Source organism: Enterococcus sp. 2G9_DIV0600 (assembly GCF_002140615.1).
Classification (GTDB): domain Bacteria; phylum Bacillota; class Bacilli; order Lactobacillales; family Enterococcaceae; genus Enterococcus_D; species Enterococcus_D innesii.
In genome coordinates, this window is the sequence record NZ_NGLL01000001.1 from 182,815 (window position 1) to 204,071 (window position 21,257).

Here is a 21,257-nt window from a genome sequence, read left to right on the forward strand (position 1 = left end):
ATTTGTCTAGGATACGCGTGAGGATAAACGTTTTGAGGATCATTTGTTTTTGACTTACCTATGTGCCATCACTGCGGAAACCCTGTGGATGAAGGCGTCATGTACGACACCAGATATTCGGATGAGAGCTAAAGACGTTTGATTGCCTGTGCCTGACATGCTTTTTCTAACCGCAAAGTCGTAGGGGCTAAAGAGCTACAGCGCTAAGAAAGATGACTGCCCCGTGCGATTTTGGGTGTTTTTTGAACCCTACAAGCTGCTATTGCTGCGCGTCTATTCGTCGCAAGCTTGGAAGGTTTTCTCAGAAAATGCCCGTCAGCTGCCAACAGGCTGTCTTTTGCATCAGGAAGCATCAGCGTTCCAACAAATCTTTTTGATCCAGTAGGCGCCCACTCATTTTGGGCAACTTCTATCCGAGAAAACATTGCGTTAGAAGTATGTCTGTCCGTCCTTTCCAGATAAAAGTCAGCTGAAAGAGGGCTGATACCTAACAAAACGGCGGTTAGGACGACCACAAGCGCTCTCAAAAAAACTCAGTCCTTTCTTTTCAATGGTCATTGTTCTTATCTGCACTTCATGATAGCACCGAAACGCGAATTATTTTTCGCGTTTTTTTGTTTTTAAAATAAAAAATTAGGTATTCGCTTTTTTTGGTTAAATGGTATACCTGAGATGGAATAAAAATAATAAAAGAAAGGACAGGATTTACAATGAAGAAAACATCATTAGTTGCAGGTTTCGTTTTAGGTGTAGGCGTTTTGTTTACTCTAGGTGCATGCTCAACAGTAGAAGAATCAGGGGAAGTGGTCTCTGGATCAGGAACGGAAACGTTGATCAGCGATTCGTCAGATGAAGTAGTTGTGGGAAGTGAAAAATTGAGTGATGACGGGTATTTTGAAGAAATCGTAACTAAGGGAATCGATCCGAAAATCAAAGACGTCGTTTGGTATGAAACGAATTATGAAAATGCTGGTTGGGATCACATTCGCTTTTTAGTGAATCATGTAAAAATCGTGAATGTAGAAGAATTCAAAGACAAAGACAAAGAATACAAAACATTGCTTTCACTGAAATATCAATTGTTTAATGAAGATTCGAAAGACAAAAAAATCAAACCTGACAAAGCATATTTGGTGTTGAATGATGGTAAGAAAATTGAAGCGGAAGTATTTGTGGACTATTTAGATGATGAAATTTTGACCCATGACAAACACAAAGATGGCTTTATTCACTTTAAAGTAGCACAAGAACAAAGTTTGCCAGCGATCAAAGCAATCGAAATCGAATTTAAAGCAGATGGCGATCTGACACATACGTACCATATTGATCTTTCTTCCGCTGCTGAAAAATAGTATCTAACGATAGGAGGTTGAAAAAAATGGATACTAGCAAGAAAAAACTATCATTGTTGAGTTTTTTTGCGATAACTGCTTCAATGGTGATGACGGTATATGAGTATCCAACCTTTGCGACATCGAAGATGAATCTAGTTTTTTATTTACTCGTCGGCGGTTTCCTCTGGTTTATCCCTGTAGCCCTTTGCTCTGCGGAGATGGCTACTGTAAAAGGATGGGAAAAAGGGGGACTCTATACCTGGGTCTCAAAAACATTAGGGAGAAAATGGGGCTTTGCTGCCATTTTCTTCCAATGGTTCCAAATCACGGTAGGCTTTATTACGATGATTTACTTTATTGTCGGGGCGCTTTCCTATGCCCTAAATTGGCCGGCTCTTAATACGAATGTTTGGCTGAAGCTGATTGCCACTTTAGTGATCTTTTGGTTGATTACGATCTCGCAATTTGGCGGAACAAAAAATACTGCGAAGATTGCCAAAGTAGGGTTCTTTGTGGGGATCGTCGCAACAGGGATCATTCTTTTTATCTTAGGAATTGTCTACATTGCTCAAGGGAACCCCGTCAAAGTTTCTTTTGGATCAGGCGCTTGGATTCCTGATTTCACGAAAATCAATACGCTGGTCGTTTTTGTTTCCTTTATTTTGGCCTATGCAGGGGTTGAATCTTCTGCCAGTCACGTAAAAGATATGGACAATCCTGGAAAGAATTACCCGAAAGCTATTTTGATTTTAGTTGTAGCAACGATTCTTTTGGATACGTTAGGTGGGGCAACGGTGGCTGCCACGATTCCCCAAAATCAATTGTCTCTTGATACTGGTGTGATCCAAGCCTATTCTTATTTGATCCATCATTTTGGCGGCGGAGAATGGCTGGTTCGCTTGATTGCCGTGGTCATCTGTTTAGGTGTCATTGCAGAAATTGCTGCTTGGGTGGTCGGCCCATCGACGGCGATGCTTGAAGCAGCTGAAAATGGCTTGCTACCAAAACAAATGGCCAAAGTCAATCAACACAATGTCCCAATCAATATCGTTTTGGTACAAGGCATCATTGTTTCCATTTGGGCGGTTGTCCTGACATTAGGCGGTGGAGGCGCCAATCTATCCTTCTTCGTTGCGATGGCTTTGACGGTCTGCATCTATCTGGTGGCTTATGTCCTCTTGTTTCTTTCCTATATTAAATTAGTCAAAGAAAAAGACGACTTAACAAGAACGTATCATATTCCTGGTGGGAAAAATGTGAAAATTGGTGTTGCGATGGTTGGTTTGCTTGTTTCTATTTTTTCTTTCTTTATTTCCTTCTTTCCACCGAGCGATATCGGCTCCGGAAAGGGCGGAACCTATTTAGCCATCTTGATCATCAGTTGGCTGATTATTGTCGTGATACCGTTTGTTATCTATAAATATGTAGGTGAAAAAGCAAGCGATAAAAAATAAAAAGCACAACCTATGAGGAGGAGAGCTGCATGTTATTTAGTAAAAAAAATCGAAAAGAAGCCCAATATTTGGAGCCTATCTATGGGAATGAGGCAATGGATCAAGCGATCCCTATGTACAAATTACCAAAAGAGTCCTTGGTACCGCGGGATGCCTATGAATTAGTCAAGGATCAATTGATCGATGAAGGGGTCTCAAGACAAAATTTGGCGACGTTCTGTCAAACCTACATGGAACCAGAAGCAGTCAAAATCATGAGTGAAACCCTTGATAAAAACGCCATCGATAAAACCGAGTACCCACGGACAGCAGAAATTGAAAACCGCTGTGTCAATATGATCGCTGATTTATGGCATGCCCCAGAAGCGTCCGATTTTATCGGTACATCAACGGTAGGCTCAAGTGAAGCGTGTATGCTAGGTGGATTGGCCTTAAAATTTGCTTGGCGCAATCGGGCAAAAAAACTTGGCTTAGATATCAATAAACAAAAACCAAACTTAGTGATTTCTTCTGCCTATCAAGTCGTTTGGGAAAAATTCTGTGTCTACTGGGACATTGAAATGCGAACGATCCCTATCGATGAAGAACATGGCAGCATCAATGTCGAAAAGGTCACGGACTATTTAGATGAATATACGATCGGAGTCGTCGGTATTTTAGGGATCACTTACACTGGACGATACGATGATATCAAAGCACTAGATAAGAAATTAGAGGAATACAACAAACACACCGACTACAAAGTCTACATCCACGTGGATGCGGCTAGTGGTGGATTGTACACACCATTTATGGAACCAGAACTTGAATGGGATTTCCGTTTGAAAAACGTTCGTTCCATCAGTACGTCTGGACACAAATATGGGTTAGTCTATCCTGGTATCGGTTGGGTGCTTTGGAAAGAAAAAGATTTCTTACCAGAAGAGCTGGTCTTTAAAGTAAGTTATCTTGGCGGTGAAATGCCAACGATGGCCATCAACTTTTCAAGAAGTGCCAGCCAAATCATCGGACAATATTACACCTTTATCCGTAATGGGTTTGAAGGCTACCGCTTGATCCACAAAAAGACCAGTGATGTTGCCCAATATTTAGCAAAAGAGATTGAAAACATGGGTTACTTCGATATTTATAATGATGGTTCACGGTTGCCGATCGTCTGCTACAAATTAAAAGAAGATGCCGATATTTCTTGGAATCTGTATGATTTGACGGATGAATTTGCGATGAAAGGCTGGCAAGTCCCTACCTATCCATTACCTGATAATCTATCACATATCAATATCCAACGCTTTGTCTGCCGGGCAGATTTAAGTATGCAAATGGCAATGGATCTGGTGCAAGACATGCAAGAAGGAATCGAGCGATTGAACAAGCGACCAAGCCGTCATGTTTCATCCGACCAAACCTATGGCTTTTCACATTAAGAAACGGTATCGCTAGAAACCCGTTCATTGCTTTTTTCAATGAATAAAAAGACCCTTTATGAAACGTTTTTTGCAAGACTGAATGAACATTGGTTTATAGAAAAATCAAAGGCGGTTGCATCGACTGCCTTTGATTTTTTTGTTTGTAAGAACGGGTAAGCACTTGATAGTGTCGTTTTTTAAGAGAAAGTAAAAAAACAATGCTTGATAATTTCATTTATTGACATTTCTGGCTTGTGATAGTATTAATTATTATGGTCTAAATATATTTTTTTAGAGAAGAACGTTTTACATAAACAAAAAGGAAATCTTGAACGTTGTCATGAGGGAATTCTTAGGGGAAATTCGTCTTGCATCGAGGGTTTTTGTTTGTCAGTCATGGTTTGTTGGGGAGTAAGTGAAGGAAAAGTATGTGTAGAAAGGGCCTGTTTTTACTGCGCTTGTTTGTTTCATAAGTAACGTACTGCTATCTTTTTCTGTAAATTGGTTGTAACTATTCTGAATGAATATAGATTTACACTGGAGGAAAAACAGTCATGTATAAAGAAGACTTACTGGATAAGGACTTGAAATTAGAGTATATCTTGCTCAAATTTTTGTATTTATCGACCGGTCATATCAAAAAAAGTGATGCGTGTCGGGAATTAGAGATTACGATGCCGACCTTGACGAAATTATCAGAGAGCCTTCAACGGCAACTAAAAAATGAGAAGGTCTCATTTATCATCAATCGTTATACGTTGGAACTGCAAGTAACCGATAGTGTTTCACTGGATGATTTGACCGACACGCTATTGAAAAAATCTGCTAAATATCAAATCATCCATTATTTGTTTCAACATGCAGGATATGATGCCTTTGTCTTGGCTGATGAATTAAACATAAGTGTGGGGACCCTCAATCGATTGATTGCTGAGTGCAATCAGTTGTTGCAGCATTTTGAATTAAAGATCAGAAACAAAAAACTAGTTGGAACGATGACACAACGCATTTATTTTTACTATAATTTTTTCAAAATGGGTGCAACAACGATCGATTCTGTTTTGATCGATGACCTGGTTGCGGAGTTAGCGAAAAAAATAACCTTATCGATTGCCCAACAAAAGCAGCTGAAGATCTGGTTGTATGTGATTATGAAAAAAGTCACGTCTCACACGACCTTGGGAAGTTTAAGTCCGGAAGAACAAACCAAAATCGAGCGTTGCCAAGAGATGCCCCTCTGTCACTTTATTCGACAGATCTATGCTTCTAAAAAATGTATCTGCTCAGTAGATGAAGCGAAGATCGTGCCATTCTTTATCTGTCTCTTCCTCATTACGGTGGGCGGGATTCCTTACGAGGAACTTCGCTTAGGACTGTACACTAATAAAAATCCCGTCTTTGAGATCACCGATGAAGTCATGGCAGCAATCCAGTCCATTTATCGTCTTGATGCCTCGCATACGACGATCGATATCAAAGCCAATGTCTTTTCCTTAATCGCACAAGTTTATTACTTTCATGGAGTGAATTATTCCATCGATCGAGTCACGCTAAATTATTACCACAAAATGTTTCATAATTCCTTGCGAGATCAAGTGATCTCAGACATTCTGGAACACATTATTGCACCGACCAACTTGTTTACGCCCACGAAACTCAACTATCTCAAGAAACGCCTAGTCTTTTTAATTTATATGTTATCACCTAAAGAAGAATATCGGGTACGGATCGGGGTCTTAAATATGTGCTCCAGTCTTTTGGCGGATGCTTCGATTTACTTGTTAAAAAATGAACTAAAAGGCAAGCAAAATGTTGTTGTTTTACCCTATACTCCGGACGAGACATTTGACTTGTTGATTTCCAATGCCAATCTCCCCCAATTAGGGAACAATTATGACCAATTTTATCAAGTGACCGCCATTGGTGCCGATTTAGATGTCAATCAGGTTTCTGCGATCGTCGATCAAATTGCTTATTCTAAATATCATTCTTTTGTGGTGTGAGCCATCACTTGTTAGTTAAAAAGCAGCGAGTCAACGGATAGGTGATTCGCTGCTTTTTCAATTATCTGCGAAGTAGGGAAAGGAAAAGGCGCTTGAATTGCTCTTGTCATTGATGCCGAGATGAAAACAGAGTCAGTCAAGCAGCTTTCTGCTAGATAAATGTGTCCAGTATCCTTGTATACGTATCGCAACAGAGCAGAAGACATCAATGAAACGAACAGAAGGGATTCAAAATGCTGGTTTTGGAAGGATGTAAAAAAAGACCCACACAAAGATGTGAGTCTGCAGTCGTTAGTTGGCTCTATCAATATCAACAAACCGACTAGCTATATTTTTCCAAAAACGGAAGTGTGATAAAATAGAATTCAACTAATAGTTTAGTTCTGATTTTCTCTATTCCGCGCTCCGTTCATCGAAAAGTTAATCTCAAGGAAGTTATATTAATGTTCGAGAGAAGAAAAAATCAAACAATTAAGGCAATCTAAAAGGATGACTCAAAAAAGCTTAACAGAAATTCTGAACGATAATTTTTTTTAAGGAACTAATGAAAGCGTTCTAATAAGCGCTGAGATAGAACTCAACCAATAGTTTAGTCCTCATTCCCTCTATTCAACGATCCGTTCATTGAAAAGATAATCTGAAGGGAGTTATATTAATGTTAGATTTAGGAAAAAATATCAAAGAATTAAGACAATCGAAAAAAATGACCCAAAAAAGTTTAGCAAAAATTTTGAACGTTACGCCACAAGCTGTATCAAAGTGGGAAAGAAATGAGAGCAATCCAGACATTCAGACGCTTATATCTTTGAGTAACTACTTCAATGTTTCTGTTGACGAGATTTTAGGAAGGAAAAGACCTACTTTTTTTGAGACTCTTTTTTCTAAAAAGAAAGGATACCAGCACATGGAAAAAACAGGAGATTTAATTAAAACAAAAGATTCAGAAGAAGAAAAGAAGTGGAAAAAAGTTGTTATTTTTGATATCGTCTTTAGCTTCATTGCGGACCAAGGGCTTTTACAAACGCAGGCTTTAAGTAGGAAACTGGAGATGCTTATGCAGAAAAGAGGACAGAAAGTTTTAATTGAGACCTATAATTCGAATCAGGTAAATCAATATGGCGGTGAAGCCGATCTTATTTTGCTGACTCCATCTTTCGGGTATGCGAAAAACGAAATTGAACAGAATTTTCCTACAACACCAGTCATAGCTATTTCAAAAAAAGATTACGGGATGCTTAATGTTGAAAAATTGTACAAAGAGATAGAAAATGCATTCGATCGATAGCGGATCTCAAAAGATTTGCTATTTTTGTTTTACGTTTCACTTTGGGACTTTGGTTGGTTCAGCAACCTTATCCGCTATTTCGTTTAATTGAGTTTCTGTTCGTAGACTCAAAGTTGTGCGGCACCACTTCCTGCACCTTGTCATTACTGTACTCGGCTTGTGGTTCGCTGCACTTGCCAGTAACTATCTGCGAGTGGTTTTGTACCAGCTAGATAAGTGCCATCCATGTCCAGTAGACTCAAAAAAAGATGAAAGTCATTAGCAAAAAAATCTGAGCCAGAATGTGATTTTTTCTGACCCAGATTTGATATTGTGCAACTCATTAGTCCTTATTAACAAAAGCTCATTAGTTCTGATTTTCTAATTTTTCTAGAATCTTTTTGGGAATTGCGTCTTTTTCAACGCCATTCGGGCCTTTTATTGTCCGCTTTTCACTGATCACCGCTTTTACATATGAATTTGGTGTTAGTGGTTTTGCGTTATCTTCTGATAATGAAACCTCGAGTGTTTGTGTGCTACCATCTTCTTTTACAAGGTTTAACGTGTAATCGTAAGAATACCAAGGCGACTGGTCGCCGATGCCACTTTTACTTTCATGCTCTACCTTAGGCGGAATCTCAGATGGGACATACGCGTAAGCTGTTTGTCCTGAGTAGGTGGATTGATAATATTCATAGCCTTTGTATCCGGCAAACCCTAAAAGTACGACTAAGACGAATCCGATTATTTTTTTCATATAAACCATCCTTATCCTCAAATATGGAGATATTATAACAGAATGGTTCTATAGATGACCTTTCATCAAACGAACAGTTTTGCAAGGAGAAACGTTACTAGCCAGTCTAGGAAAGGTGGGGAACGTCGCTAATAAAGGGTTCTATCTATAAATCGTCAGGGGATTGTTGCTTAGAGTGACTAGAAATAAGTGCGGAATCAGGCGAAAAGACCTTAATAAAAAAACACAGCATGTAAAATGTTTCTTTTTTGTATGCTCACCAGCAGACTATTTGATGAGACGTGCCGTTTGTTTTTTCACTATTGAAAGGCGAAAAATGGCGCACCAGTTTAATAAAAAACCAGCAAAGGCGCTCCGTAAGAGGAGCGTCTTTGCTGGCTTTTTTTCTACCGATAATGTTTGAAAGCAGGCCATGACAGCTGCTCACGGCTCGATTTTACTATACAAATCGAGGGCTCTTTTTCTGGCTTCGTTGTGATCAACTATAGGCAACGGATAGTTGGTGCCTAAAACTACCTTTAGGTCGGCTTGTTCTTCGTCAGTCATCAGGTAAGGTTCGTGGATGAATTTTAGCGGCAACTGGGCGAGTTCGGGAACAAATTGTTTGATAAACGTCCCCTCTTTGTCGAATTTTTTCCCCTGAGTGATGGGGTTGAAAATTCGAAAGTAAGGAACCGCATCGGTGCCAGTCGAAGCTGCCCACTGCCAGCCGCCGATATTGCTGGCAGCGTCGTAGTCGATCAATTGTCGAGCAAAATAGGCTTCTCCTTGCCGCCAGTCGATCAATAAATCTTTGGTTAGAAAGGAAGCGACGATCATCCGTAGACGGTTATGCATCCAACCGGTTTGATTCAGCTGCCGCATCGCGGCATCAATGATCGGATAGCCGGTTTGTCCTGCTTGCCATTTGTTTAGCGCCTCTTCATCCTTTTGCCAATCCATGTTTCGATATTTCTCAATGAGTTCATAGTTTTTTTGCTCCGGATGAGTGAAGTAGATCATATGATAAAAATCTCGCCATGCCAGTTCTTTTAAAAAGGTCGCTTTGCCAGTGCTGGGTGGCATTCCTTGGCAAGCGGCCCAAACCTTCCGAATAGAGAGTTGTCCAAAAGACAAGAAAGGAGACAGGCGGCTGGTTCCTTTGATCGAAGGGAGATCACGGTCTTTTTCATAGGCGGCCAAACGCTTTTGCACAAAGGCCTGCAATTGTTTATGCGCATAGTCTTCCCCAACGATCGTTGAAAAATCGGTCTTTCTATTTTTTAGCAGCTCAGCAAGCAGCGCTGTCCCTGCTTTGAAGTGAGGGGCATCATAAAAATGAGCGGCTTTTTCAAAATCAAGGGCCTGCTTTTGATAGACCGGTTTGGGCAGCTGGATCCATTTCTTATAATAGGGCGTAAATTTTTTGTAATACGTCCCGTCCTCTTTGGTGACTTCCGTTGGTTGGTGCAGATGATGTTCTTCAAAGAAATGGACAGTGACGCCTTTTTTCTCGACCAATTCTTTTATATAGAGGTCGCGGTTACGACCAAATCCACGGTTATCAAAGTTGAAGTACAGTTGGCTCCATTCTGGATAGTGAGCGAACAACTGATCAAAGGCTTCTGTCAAAGTCCCCGTCAAGAGGTGGATCGTCAGATTTTGCTTTTTGGCAGCCTCGATAAAGTGAGCAACCGCGCTAAAAAAGTAATCATGGCTTGGTGCATCGGGGAGAAACTGCTTTTCATTGAGATGAAACACACACAACAATTGGTCGTTTGCTTGAAGAGACAAAAGCGCCTCAGTAAGCGCCGTATTGTCCTCTAAGCGCAGATCCTTTCTAAACCACATCACATGAATTGCCATAACAACCTCCTTGATAGTATAACCGTGCTAAAAAAACGATCGGATTTCGTTTATAGTAATGGAAAGATGGGATTTATTCAAATTTGGCGATTGTTTCAGCTAACCAGAAATCTTGGCAATCGTCCGTGACTGTAGAAAGCTTATGGAACAAGGAGATAAGTCGCTTTTCAATAGCCGATCTTGTAAACAAAAAAATCGAACACAGAACAAGAGTCTGCGTTCGATTCTAGCAATCAACAAAATTATTTCATTTTCCGTTCATCTGGCACGATGTCTTCTTTTAACAACCATTTGTGGAAGAACCATTCTGCCGCACCGATCAATACTGCTGGGATCAATACTAGCATCCAGATGTCATTTGTATAGTCCATATAAGTCAGATACAGCCATAGGATAAGGGCTGTTGCGCCGGCATCTGCGATCGTTGCCGCAATGTTACCGATCTTCCGCAAAATGACCAAGTCGCCTAGCACATAGATCATCACCACAATGATCACACCGACGATCGTCGAGTCCATAAAACTGACATCATAAATCCCCGACAACACAATCCACAAAATCGCCCAAATCATTAGTGCTTTAACAACCAACGCTTTTAGATGTTTCATTTCATACACTCCTTTTTATTATTTATTCCAAAAGCAAGAAGGTCATCTCAGTGATAACCTTCTATTTCAAGGCTATCATCTGGCATTTTTTGTGTCAAAAAAAATGATTGGGATGGTTTTTTATACTAATTTAAGCACAATTGCTTGACGAATGGTCGTGAATAGTTTAAACATTTTAAGGAATAATCAGTGGGATTAGTTTGTTAAATGAAAGAAGAATAGGGTGGATTTTGTAAGGAGAAAAAGTATCGGTACAGTATTTACTGGAATCAAACAATTTAACAAGGCAATTTAAATGGAGCGACCCGCAAAAGTCAGATTTTGATCTGCTTTTTGAGGGTCGCTTTATGCCGTCTTCTTATTTATTTTCTCCTAGCGGCTCGAAAATAATTGATCCCGGTTCCTGCAAATACTACGAAACTAGCCAATAGGAACAAAAATCCTACGGGGATTAGATAGAAATTTTCATGTAAAATGCCGGATTGATCGATGTATTCCACGGCGCTTGCTTTGATGAAGAAGCAGGCAAAGCCGAATAGTAGTAAAAATGTTCCGATCAAGGTCGTGATCAAATTGAGTTTGGCGCGTCGAGTCTCGCTGCCGTCTTTGATTAGTTTTTCAGTGATCTTGTTCACTTGAGTTCCTCCTAAAATCAATTCATCAAGCGAGAGTTGAAAAATCGTGGCGATGGCAATCAACATTTCTAAATCTGGTAGATTGCGATTGTTTTCCCAGTTCGAAACGGCTTGTCTTGTCACGTGTAGTTGAGTGGCAAATTGTTCTTGGGTCAAGTTATTTCTTGTGCGTACTTCTTTGATTTTTTCGCCAAATTCCATCTTTTTTTCCTTTCGCTGATGTGACTTAAGCATAGTCGAAACCCACGCTGATTCCAAGAAATCAGGGCTTGCTTCTTGATAAATCAAGGGAAAGTGGTGCTTGCGTCGTTTTTTATCTGCTGTTTTTTTGAGAGGAGCATCGTTTTTATTCTGAGGTCGTGAAAAACGTCTTTGACGAAGTGACCTTGTAGTGTGTTATTTTTTACTGCATATCTTTTTGTTTATTATAGCACTGAGGCTGAGGGGAAGGAAATATGTGGCTTTTTTTCCTCTTGCTTGATTGGTACATGTCCGATACATGACAGTTTATCGAGTGGGGAGCAACGCAACAGCAAGTTTCTTTTCTTAAAGAAAATCACTTAGTTGACAAATAGGAAAATATCTTGTTTAATATACCCCGAGGGGTATACGAAAGGAGCAAGAAATGTTTTCACTATTTAAGCGCATACCAAGTATGTCAACAGCTGATTTACAAAAAGAAGGAGCCAAAGAATGGACGGTTCTGGATGTACGCACGCCGGCGGAGTACCGCAGTGGGCATATTGCCTATGCGAAAAATGTACCGTTAAACAAGATTGCGGGCTTCACTCAAAAAGGTGACAAGAAACTGGCAGTCATTTGCCAATCAGGGATGCGAAGCAAACAAGCAGCCAAAATCCTAAGTAAAAAAGGTTTTGATGTGGTCAATGTTCGCGGTGGCATGAATCAATGGCGGGGAACAACCAAAGGAGGAAAGTAACGATGGAAAAAATAGTTATTGTTGGTGGGGTAGCAGGGGGAATGTCGGCAGCCACGCGCTTACGTCGACTTAAAGAAGCAGCGGAGATCATTGTTTTTGAAAAAGGGCCCTTTGTTTCTTTTGCGAATTGCGGGCTGCCGTATGCTATTTCTGGTGAGATCAAAGAGCGAGACGCCTTATTGGTCCAAACACCTGAGGCATTAAAAAAACGGTTTAACCTAGATGTGCGGCCTCTTCATGAAGTGCTGGCGATCCATCCGCAGGAGAAAACGGTGACAGTCAAAAACGGCGAGCAAATTTTCACGGAATCTTATGATGCGTTGATTTTATCACCGGGGGCAAAACCGCTAGTACCGGCGATCAAAGGGCTAGAAGAAGCAACCAACGCCTTTTCTTTGCGCAATGTTCCTGACTTAGACCAAATCATGGCGCATCTTGAAGACAAAAAGCCTCAAAAAGCGACGATCATTGGCGCTGGATTTATTGGGTTAGAAGTCGCTGAAAATTTACATAAAAAAGGCCTCGAAGTTACGATCGTAGAAAAAGCACCCCACGTATTGCCACCTTTGGACGAAGAGATGGCGGCGTATGTCAAAAATGAATTGATCAAGCAAGGAGTCAAAGTTTTGACCTCGCAGTCAGCGACCGCTTTTGAAAAAGCAGGGCAAGAAATCGTTCTGGAGGATGGCACGGTCCTGGCTTCAGACGTCACGATTCTTTCGGTAGGTGTCCAACCAGAAACGGATTTGGCGAAACGTGCTGGTATTGAATTGGGACGCCGGGGGGGTATCCTGGTAGATGAGCAATACCAAACCAGCAAGAAAGACATTTACGCGGTGGGAGATGCCATCGTTGTGAAACAACAAATCACCAACGAAGACACGCTGATCTCCTTGGCGTCACCAGCCAATCGCCAAGGCCGGCAAGTTGCGGATGTGTTGGGAGGATTGGTTCGCAAAAACAAAGGCAGTATTGGGACGGCGATCGTGCGCGTATTCGATCTTGCCGCAGCGTCTACTGGGTTGAGTGAGCGCAGCGCCAAACTGGCGGGGCTAAATCCTCAGGTGGTTCATCTTTCAGGCAAAGACCATGCTGGGTATTATCCTGATGCGACGGATATTTATTTGAAATTGATTTTTGATGCTGATACTGGAAAAATCTACGGTGCGCAAGGCATCGGTGCTAAAGGGGTCGATAAACGGATCGATATTTTGGCAACAGCGATCAAAGGCGGCTTAACGATCTTTGACTTGCCTGAACTGGAATTCACCTACGCCCCGCCTTTTGGCTCAGCCAAAGATCCAGTGAATATGATTGGCTATGCGGCGATCAATCTGGCAGAAGGAATCAGTGAGAATATCCAATGGCACGAATTGACGGAGGCCTTAGAAAACGGTAAGCAGTTGTTGGATGTTCGTTCAGAGATGGAATTAACCAATAATGGGCGTTTTCAACAGGCACGCCACATTCCGTTGGATGAATTGAGAGATCGGTTGTCTGAATTGGATCCAAGCGTTTCATATGTCGTTACGTGTCATAGCGGATTGAGAAGCTACATTGCCGAACGCATCTTAAAGCAAGCGGGCATCAATTGTCAAAACCTCGATGGTGCCTTTTCGTTGTATAATACTATTAAGCCGGAGATGATTATTCATGATTAAAGCCATATCTATGGAGGAATTTACCCAAAAAGAAAAACGTGAACCACTTGAGATCCTTGATGTTAGAGAAGTTGATGAGTTTGCACAAGGACACATCAAAACAGCACAAAACCTACCGTTGAGCGAGCTTACGGAACAAATCAGCGACTTAGAGAAGGATAAAAATTACTATGTCATCTGTCATTCAGGGGCTCGTTCGCAAATGGCGTCTGAGTTTTTGAACCAGCAAGGGTTTCAAGTGACCAATGTCCTCGGTGGCATGTCAGCATGGAGAGGAGAAATCAAACGATGACCGCATGCAACAAAGATATTTTGAATCGGTTAAAACGAACCGAAGGCCAGTTGCGGGGGATTCAAAAAATGATCGAAGACGAGAAAGAATGCGTCGATGTCATCACGCAATTGTCCGCCGTCAGTTCCGGCGTCAACCGTATCATGGGGATCATTGTCGCTGAGAATTTGAAAAATTGTTTGGAAAATCCAGACAGCGACACGGAAACCCAAAAGCAGAAAATCGATCAAGCTGTTCAGCTGATCGTGAAGAAATAGCGGGATTTTTGAAAGGTTTGTCGTGTTTTTTATCATCCCATAGAAAAGGTTCAGAAGAGCAGTGTGTTCTTCTGAACCTTTTTACTCTTCATCAGTGAGTGCTTGTCGACATCAATAGAGGAAATAAGCGGAGATTGTCGGTATGTTTTGTTTTATAATTACGAAGGAATATACACCGAGAAGGCTGTATGGTTAAATGGAGGGAGAAACGTCAAAACGCCCGATGGGTCGTTGCGTATTTATAGCGACCAACGATCGCTTTTCTTGTGACTAAAATCACAATAAGCGATTGCGTGTTGCGCATTTATGGCGAAGGAGAGAGGAGAGCTTCTTGAACAAAAAAATACAGTCTTTTACATTACCCTTGATTGCTTCCAATTTGTTTCAAATCATTATTGCGCAAGTTTCATTAGCGATTATTTCAAGAAGATCCACGGAAGCGTTGGCGGCGATCGCGCTGATCGACGGGTTTCTCTATGCTTTTGCGGGTATTTTAGGTGCGATTGGCCTTGCTTTTAATATTTATGGCGCAAAGGCAGTCGGACAAAGAGAAGAGACGCAGTTAAATGATTATCTGTCGTCGGTTCTTTTTCTAGTAGTCGCGATCGGCGTGAGCTTTTTCTTGATTTTCCTGCTTTTTGGACGGGGTATCTTGCAGGTTGTCTACGGATTTAGTGGGGAGCTGCTAAGGACCGCAACATTGTATCTTGCAATCATGTCTCCCTATATTTTACTTACGTTAGTCACGTTTGTTTTTACTAGTCTTTTAAAAATTGAAAAGAAAACGAATTACATCCTCGGTGTTTCCATTATTAGTGCGTTGGTACAGGTGTTGCTTAGCTATCTATTGATCAACGGCAATCTCGGTTTTCCCGCAATGGGGGTCTTAGGCAGTGGCATCGCAAATATGCTTGCGACTTTGTGCTTGCTGGGGATTTATGGGGTTCTTTTACGAGAAAGTCTAGTCATGGGGCTGAAACAAAGACCACGAAAACGCACCTTTTTATTGAAAAAATCGGTCCCTTTAATGATTCAGGAATGCTTTGAGGGTTTAGTCTTTATTATTGCTTTTGAAGCTTTCGTCTCACGATTGGGTGTCAGTACGCTGGCAGCCTATGCGATCGGCAGCCAAGGATTGATGATCGCACGTTTGCCTGCTTTGATGTATGGCAACGCAGTGACCGTCTTTGCTAGTGAGGCGAATGGTCAGAACAATCGTCAGAAGGTTTTAGCAGTGGGGAAAAGTGCCTTCGTTTCTTCTTTTGTGGCTTATGTTGGAATCGCCAGTCTGATCTGGGTCTTTCGTCCTGCTTTTTTTCAGTTGTTTACTACAGATGTCGCTGTTTTAGACTTGTTGCCAGCTATTCTACCAATTATGCTGGGGATAATGCTCGTCAGTCCGTTATATGAAATCACAAAATACCTATTACAAAGTTTGGAGTGCAGTCGCACGGTTTGTGTGTTGACAGGATGCGTCAACAGTCTTGTTTTAGTGGGAATCATGGGCTTTTGGCGCAGTGGGCAGCTGAACTTTTTCTTCCTCTACTGTCTATATGGCATGAATTTCCTGATTCTCGGTAGTTTCTTTGCAGGGCTGTTTTATTGGACGATCAAGCAGCGTGATCCTCAGGGCAAAGGACGCCTTTGAGGGTTAAAAAGCGAAGGTGCTGCTGAGCCTTCGCTTTTTCGTCGCCTACAATTGGACAGGGGAGATTAATTGTGGGTGACTTCTTCGTAAAAGATAGCATTGCGTTCTGCAATTAGTTGGGTTTCCCTTCGCTCTAATTCAAGAAAGGTTTCGTCTGCCAGCAATTCGGCAGCAGAGAAGCCGGCCGCCAAGAAGTTTTCGGCATAGGTCAATTTTTGATTCGTAATGTTTCTTCGTTGCTCGGCAATGACGAGCAGCTGTTTCACATTCATACACTCACTCCATTCTTATATAAAAAGCAAGTACTAAAAGAGGACAGCTAATAATACTTGCAAGTCAACGGTGAAGGCGGGATATCAATCATGCTCGGCTATTCATAAAAAAGAGAAAAACGGCAGGTTCATTTCTGATTGGTCGTTTTATACGAAAGCTTTATACTAAGTATAAAAAAATTTCCCCTGTAGTAACAGAACCTAGTCGTTTACATAAAGCAACCATTGGTTTACATTACTCGGACAAGTGGGTGTTACAAGAAAATCAAGTAATTTTTCCAGGAAAACGGTGGAATTTGACGACAAAAAAACCTGCGGCCGCATCAAGCGGAAGCAGGTTTCACGGGCTAGTAGAAATAACTTAAACGGTTTGTTTTGCTGGGCGCAGCAAGACTTCGCTGATCGCCACATGTTTGGGCTGCTGAATGGCATAAACCACGGCATTTGCTACATCTTCTGGCGTTAGGCTGTTGCCTTCTATGCGTGAGGTTTCTTTCAAGGCTGCTTCTAGTTGAGCATTGCCGACGGTTTCAAACAATTCCGTGGAGACCATTCCCGGAGAGACGATGGTTGAGCGAATGCCATGTTCACGTTCTTCTTGGCGCAAGCCTTCCATGATTGCACGAACTGCAAACTTTGTCCCGTTGTACACGGCAGAACCTGGGTAAATGACATGTCCGGCAACTGAGTCAGTGGCGATGATCAAGCCGTCTTGCTGTTTTTGCATGATGGGCAACACAGCGCCGATCCCGTTCAATACCCCCATGATATTGATATCCAGCATTTTTTGCCAGCTGTCATAGTTCAACTCTGCCAAGTTTCCTTGAGGCATGATGCCAGCATTATTGAAAAGGACATCAATCCGACCAAAGGAGGTCATGGCTAAATCAATGACTTGTTGGACTTGTTCGCGATTGGTGACATCGGCTGTTTGATACAAGACATTTTCTCCTAGTTTTTCAGCCAGTGCTTTGATGCGCTCTTCACGGCGGGCAGCGATCACTACTTTTGCCCCTTGCTCGGCTAGTTTAACGGCAGTCGCTTCCCCAATTCCTGAAGAGGCTCCCATAATTACGATAACTTTTTCTTTAATTTCTGTCATTTGTATTTCCTCCAGTGAATGATTTTTTTCATCGAATCCTGCTACTGCCAATGCCAAACCTGTGAAACGATAGGTGATTGACAGTACAGTGCTTGCGGTGTATTTTAATTGTAGAACCTGAAGTTAGGTTTAGGTCAAGCGATAAACAACATTTTTTTAGGAGCGATGCAAGTGAGTTACTCGATTGGTGAAGTATCAAAAACAACTAATATTCCCATATCGACACTACGTTACTACGATCGAGAGGGAATGTTTCCGAATATGGCCCGTAGCAATGGCGGCATTCGGGTGTTTTCAGAAAAAGAAGTAGCGGCGATCAAAGTGATCGATTGTTTAAAAAATACCGGCATGCCCATCAAAGACATCAAGAATTTCTTGGATTGGGGCGAGGAAGGCGATGCGTCTTTGCAGAAACGGCAGCAGCTGTTTCATGAACGCTTGGAAGAAGTCACAAAGCAAATGGCAGCCTTGCAAGAAACCATGAATACGATCAAATACAAATGCTGGTACTACGATACAGCAATGGCAGCAGGCACCGAAGCGGTAGTAAAAGAGCTACCGCTAGAAGAAATACCAGAAGAAGTCCGGGCATACAAACTGTAAGCAAAGAGAAAAACCACCTGCTGTTTTTGCAGGTGGTTTTTCGATTGTACTAGTTTTGCTGGGAAAATCAACCTTGCCAGTTGCCATTTTCTAATGAAAGACTGACAATCCCACGAAAATGGGCTCTGTTATTCAGTAGCGCTACTCAATAACCCCCACTGGAATCAAATAGCGGGGTTCATTTTCCGTCGGCAGTTGTAATAATTCTTTGAGTTCATGATCCGTGAAGGCGCCGATCGGCACAGCGCCTAATCCTAACGCTTGGGCTTGCAAAAGGACGTTTTGGGCGGAATGTCCGACTTCGATATAGGCATAACGTTCGATTCCTCGGTCCCCATAGCGCTCGATCAGTCGTTCATAAACCACTGTATAAAGCAATGTAGCAGGTGCTCGTTGGATCGCTTGCTGATCCAACGAACCTTCCGCCAATGCGGTCCGAAAATCGCCGGCAAGAACTTTTGCTAAGGTATGCTGCTCAGGTTGATACAGATAAAGCCCTGGCTCAAGCCCCGTTACCTGTGTAACCACGACATAGAGGTCTAAGGGATACAAGGCACCAGCCGAAGGCGCTGTCCGGCGACCATCTTCTGTAGTGACACCGGCAGCGGCCCATAAAAGCTGTGCCAGCTGTTCTTGTGTTAGCTCGGTGTCTTGAAAATCTCGTTGCGAGCGCCGATTGAAGAGAGCTTCCGCCACACTGGTTTCCCCATCTAAGATCGGTTGCGGTAATGGAAAAGTTTCATAGGAAACCTCTGGTTCAAAAGGAGTGACCGTGTCGGTAGTCGGTTGTTCTTCAATCGGTGTCTTATCCGCACTGCAGCCAGTGAGGAGTAAGCCCAGCACCAAAAGAGCGCCTAAACGAGCAAAGCGAAATCGTTTGTAACGGGTCATGAGGATTCCTCCTTTTTACTATGGACTTCGTGTTATTTATAAGTATAACAAGGATTGCTTTTTCATGCGCTTTTATTCAAAAATGTGTGAGCAGTGGCAACCGCATCAGCTCAATCAGGTCATAGGGAAAGCAGACTTTTTAATATTTTCTAAAGGCTTTAAAAGTATTGCCATCGAGAAATCGTCTAGATTCTGTTCTGGCTCTTTCAATCAATGATCATTGGAAAAGAGTGTAGCAAATGCCAGAGTGTTATCTAAAGGAAGAGAATCATCATAAGATGGAGAACTGCCCTTTAAGGAGCTTTCTGGAATCAATAAAGCCCCTTTGTCTCTTGCGACAAAGGGGGCGGGGCTAACTATTCATTTCTGCGACTTCTTCCTCCATATCAAATTCCAACTGTTTGGCAGCATTGAGCTGGTCGCTATAGTAGCTGGCAAGCTCTTCAGCAGATTGCGGTGTTAGATTGTTGAAGGCAAAAGTCACATAGGAGCCATGATCCTCTAGACAAATCGAATTGATAGTGAAGCGACGCTTATCATCGTAAAAGACGTAACTTTCACCTGGTACGAAGATTTGCTCGGGATGAGTCCGGACACGGAAGCCATTGAAACTCATTTGATACATTTCGAACGTCTTCGCATCATAAGAAAGCTGACGATTGATGGCGATACTCAAGGCTTCACTATCACTTTCGATAAAACGGTTTTTCCCGATCAAAATGGCATAAAACAAGCCATAGAGGTTATAGATCGACCAAATCAAGGTCACGATATAGCCGAATTCATAGCCTTCTCCTCGGTACAAACGATACCCAGCTACCAGACAGGCAAAGGAAATCCAAGTAAAGAGGATGATGTGGGGCAAGACGGTTCGCCAATCAAAGGCGTTGCTGCCGACGATCTCTTTTTTGGTCACGTTGAATTTTTTCTGTGATTTCATAAATTCTTTGATCAATGCCCCAGTGTGGATAGGAGCGACAAAGCAATCATAGATGTGGGAACTTGTCAGGTTCCTGATCTTAGGGACATACAGCCGAAACGACAGGGAAATCATAATGAAAGGCGGTAAAAAGAACAACAATAATTGGTGATTGTTGCTTCTGACGATAAAGATATCAAAAACCATAAATAAGGTTGGTGCCAATAAAAAGATGATTTTTTGGAAAGAGGTAAACCAATACAAATAGGAATTGTAATAACAAAGTTTTTGCATAAAAGACAACCCTTTTAACCGGCGCGGTTTGAAGTGGTCAAAAATTTGTTTCGTTCCTTGCGCCCACCGAGTCCGTTGTGAGGTCAGCTCTTTGGCAGTGTAAGGAGTGATCCCCAAGGCATAGGCTTTATTGATAAAAATCGTTTCATAGCCGGCGTCTTGTAAAAGCATCCCGGTGGCCATATCTTCGGTGATACTGCTGGTAGGAACGCCGCCGATCTCTTCAAGGGCACTGCGACGAATGATGGCATTGGTACCGATATGGATCAAAGCATTCTCACGAGAAAGTGCTGGTTCTAGAAAGCGCATGAATAATTCCTGTTCGTTGTACATGGATTTGCGCAGTAATTGAAAGGGATCTTTGTTATAAAATGTTTGTGGATATTGCACCAATGCAACTTTAGGATTGCGAAAATAGTCGACAGCTTCAAAAATAATGTTCTTTTTTACGATAAAGTCAGCATCCAGAAGCAAAATCAAGTCACTGCTAGTTTGGGACAAGGCATAGTTGATATTCCCAGCTTTGGCATTGGCATTTCCTTCGCGGGTCAAATAGCCGAGATTCATTCGCTCGGCCATTTCTTTTAGTTCCTCTCGATGGCCATCATCGCAGATATAGATTTTTTTATTGGGGTATTTCAAGGCTTTGACAGCTAATGCTGTGGCGATCACCAGCTTGATGTCTTCATTGTAAGTGCAGATAAAAGCGGCGACACTTGGCAAGAATTCTTCTGCTTCATCCCCCTCGTAGCGGTATTCTTTTGAGAGCTTATTGGAAAAAAGGTAAACAAAAAAGCCATAGACAAATAAACCAATGACTTCCGCAATATAGAGAATGATCCCAAATACTAGTGAAGCAGAACTATCAATCGGGATCGTGAAAAATAAACGCCAAACCAAGTAAATAAGCAGAAAAGCAATCGTGATCTTCGAAAACAGCTGTTTGATGCGATTATTTTTCTTTGCCAGGAAATACAACAAGAAAATGACCAAAAACAACCCAGATAAATAAACCAATTCCAAACCAATCTCCTCCTTTGTTATACTAAAATAGTAATAAGTTTTTAAAAAT

General features: G+C 41.9%; 19 protein-coding genes. 11 read left to right on the forward strand and 8 right to left on the reverse strand.

Translation table 11 applies throughout. The features are described 5' to 3' along the window. Positions 1-710 precede the first annotated feature (710 nt). From A5870_RS00850 to A5870_RS00870, 5 genes are all read left to right on the forward strand, one after another. On the forward strand, positions 711-1,352 hold the full coding sequence (locus A5870_RS00850; RefSeq protein WP_086291535.1) for a hypothetical protein: 642 nt from the start codon (positions 711-713) through the stop codon (positions 1,350-1,352). A 26-nt stretch (positions 1,353-1,378) separates the two neighbouring features. Continuing rightward, the gene (locus A5870_RS00855) at positions 1,379-2,788 is read left to right on the forward strand and encodes an amino acid permease (protein ID WP_016612532.1); all 1,410 of its coding nucleotides are present in this window, start codon (positions 1,379-1,381) and stop codon (positions 2,786-2,788) included. A gap of 29 nt (positions 2,789-2,817) precedes the next feature. Continuing rightward, positions 2,818-4,212, forward strand: coding sequence for a glutamate decarboxylase (locus tag A5870_RS00860; RefSeq protein WP_086291536.1), 1,395 nt, complete (start codon positions 2,818-2,820; stop codon positions 4,210-4,212). A gap of 536 nt (positions 4,213-4,748) precedes the next feature. Continuing rightward, positions 4,749-6,197, forward strand: coding sequence for a helix-turn-helix domain-containing protein (locus A5870_RS00865; protein ID WP_086291537.1), 1,449 nt, complete (start codon positions 4,749-4,751; stop codon positions 6,195-6,197). A gap of 655 nt (positions 6,198-6,852) precedes the next feature. Continuing rightward, complete coding sequence (locus tag A5870_RS00870; protein WP_086291538.1) at positions 6,853-7,482, forward strand: helix-turn-helix domain-containing protein; 630 nt, start codon at positions 6,853-6,855, stop codon at positions 7,480-7,482. 346 nt (positions 7,483-7,828) lie between these two features. On the opposite strand, the gene A5870_RS00875 is transcribed toward A5870_RS00870, so the two are convergent. From A5870_RS00875 to A5870_RS00890, 4 genes are all read right to left on the reverse strand, one after another. Further along, positions 7,829-8,218 (reverse strand): YxeA family protein, encoded by a 390-nt coding sequence (locus tag A5870_RS00875; protein ID WP_242595944.1) that lies wholly within the window; start codon positions 8,216-8,218, stop codon positions 7,829-7,831. A 423-nt stretch (positions 8,219-8,641) separates the two neighbouring features. After that, positions 8,642-10,063 (reverse strand): cryptochrome/photolyase family protein, encoded by a 1,422-nt coding sequence (locus A5870_RS00880; RefSeq protein ID WP_086291540.1) that lies wholly within the window; start codon positions 10,061-10,063, stop codon positions 8,642-8,644. A 242-nt stretch (positions 10,064-10,305) separates the two neighbouring features. Then, positions 10,306-10,671, reverse strand: a complete 366-nt coding sequence (locus A5870_RS00885; RefSeq protein ID WP_086291541.1) for a DUF2512 family protein — start codon at positions 10,669-10,671, stop codon at positions 10,306-10,308. Positions 10,672-11,033: 362 nt separating this feature from the next. Beyond that, the gene (locus tag A5870_RS00890) at positions 11,034-11,507 is read right to left on the reverse strand and encodes a DUF3955 domain-containing protein (protein ID WP_077454102.1); all 474 of its coding nucleotides are present in this window, start codon (positions 11,505-11,507) and stop codon (positions 11,034-11,036) included. A gap of 424 nt (positions 11,508-11,931) precedes the next feature. On the opposite strand from A5870_RS00890, the gene A5870_RS00895 reads away from it, so the two are divergent. The 5 genes from A5870_RS00895 to A5870_RS00915 all read left to right on the forward strand — a co-directional run bounded on the left by A5870_RS00895 (position 11,932) and on the right by A5870_RS00915 (position 16,104). Next, entirely contained in the window at positions 11,932-12,246 is a 315-nt protein-coding gene (locus A5870_RS00895) for a rhodanese-like domain-containing protein (RefSeq protein WP_005230579.1), read from the forward strand. Between the two features lie 2 nt (positions 12,247-12,248). Continuing rightward, the gene (locus tag A5870_RS00900; RefSeq protein WP_086291542.1) at positions 12,249-13,907 is read left to right on the forward strand and encodes an FAD-dependent oxidoreductase; all 1,659 of its coding nucleotides are present in this window, start codon (positions 12,249-12,251) and stop codon (positions 13,905-13,907) included. Then, a complete protein-coding gene (locus tag A5870_RS00905) occupies positions 13,900-14,199 on the forward strand; it encodes a rhodanese-like domain-containing protein (protein ID WP_086291543.1) in 300 nt (99 codons plus the stop codon). The genes A5870_RS00900 and A5870_RS00905 overlap by 8 nt, the downstream gene beginning before the upstream one ends. Continuing rightward, a complete protein-coding gene (locus A5870_RS00910) occupies positions 14,196-14,456 on the forward strand; it encodes a metal-sensitive transcriptional regulator (protein WP_086291544.1) in 261 nt (86 codons plus the stop codon). Before A5870_RS00905 ends, A5870_RS00910 begins: the two co-directional genes overlap by 4 nt. 331 nt (positions 14,457-14,787) lie before the next feature. Beyond that, on the forward strand, positions 14,788-16,104 hold the full coding sequence (locus A5870_RS00915) for an MATE family efflux transporter (protein ID WP_086291545.1): 1,317 nt from the start codon (positions 14,788-14,790) through the stop codon (positions 16,102-16,104). A 65-nt stretch (positions 16,105-16,169) separates the two neighbouring features. Here the strand turns inward: A5870_RS00915 and A5870_RS00920 are convergent, their stop codons facing one another. Continuing rightward, positions 16,170-16,376: a hypothetical protein gene (locus tag A5870_RS00920; RefSeq protein ID WP_077454106.1), complete on the reverse strand. Its 207-nt coding sequence runs from the start codon at positions 16,374-16,376 to the stop codon at positions 16,170-16,172. 361 nt (positions 16,377-16,737) lie between these two features. Then, positions 16,738-17,478 (reverse strand): SDR family oxidoreductase, encoded by a 741-nt coding sequence (locus tag A5870_RS00925; protein ID WP_077454107.1) that lies wholly within the window; start codon positions 17,476-17,478, stop codon positions 16,738-16,740. 165 nt (positions 17,479-17,643) lie between these two features. Between A5870_RS00925 and A5870_RS00930 the strand changes: the two genes are divergently transcribed. Further along, positions 17,644-18,081: a MerR family transcriptional regulator gene (locus tag A5870_RS00930; protein WP_086291546.1), complete on the forward strand. Its 438-nt coding sequence runs from the start codon at positions 17,644-17,646 to the stop codon at positions 18,079-18,081. Positions 18,082-18,222: 141 nt separating this feature from the next. Here the strand turns inward: A5870_RS00930 and A5870_RS00935 are convergent, their stop codons facing one another. Both A5870_RS00935 and A5870_RS00940 read right to left on the reverse strand, forming a co-directional pair. Further along, complete coding sequence (locus A5870_RS00935; protein WP_077454109.1) at positions 18,223-18,972, reverse strand: SagB/ThcOx family dehydrogenase; 750 nt, start codon at positions 18,970-18,972, stop codon at positions 18,223-18,225. Positions 18,973-19,324: 352 nt separating this feature from the next. Then, on the reverse strand, positions 19,325-21,208 hold the full coding sequence (locus A5870_RS00940) for a glycosyltransferase family 2 protein (RefSeq protein WP_077454110.1): 1,884 nt from the start codon (positions 21,206-21,208) through the stop codon (positions 19,325-19,327). Between the last annotated feature and the right edge of the window lie 49 nt (positions 21,209-21,257).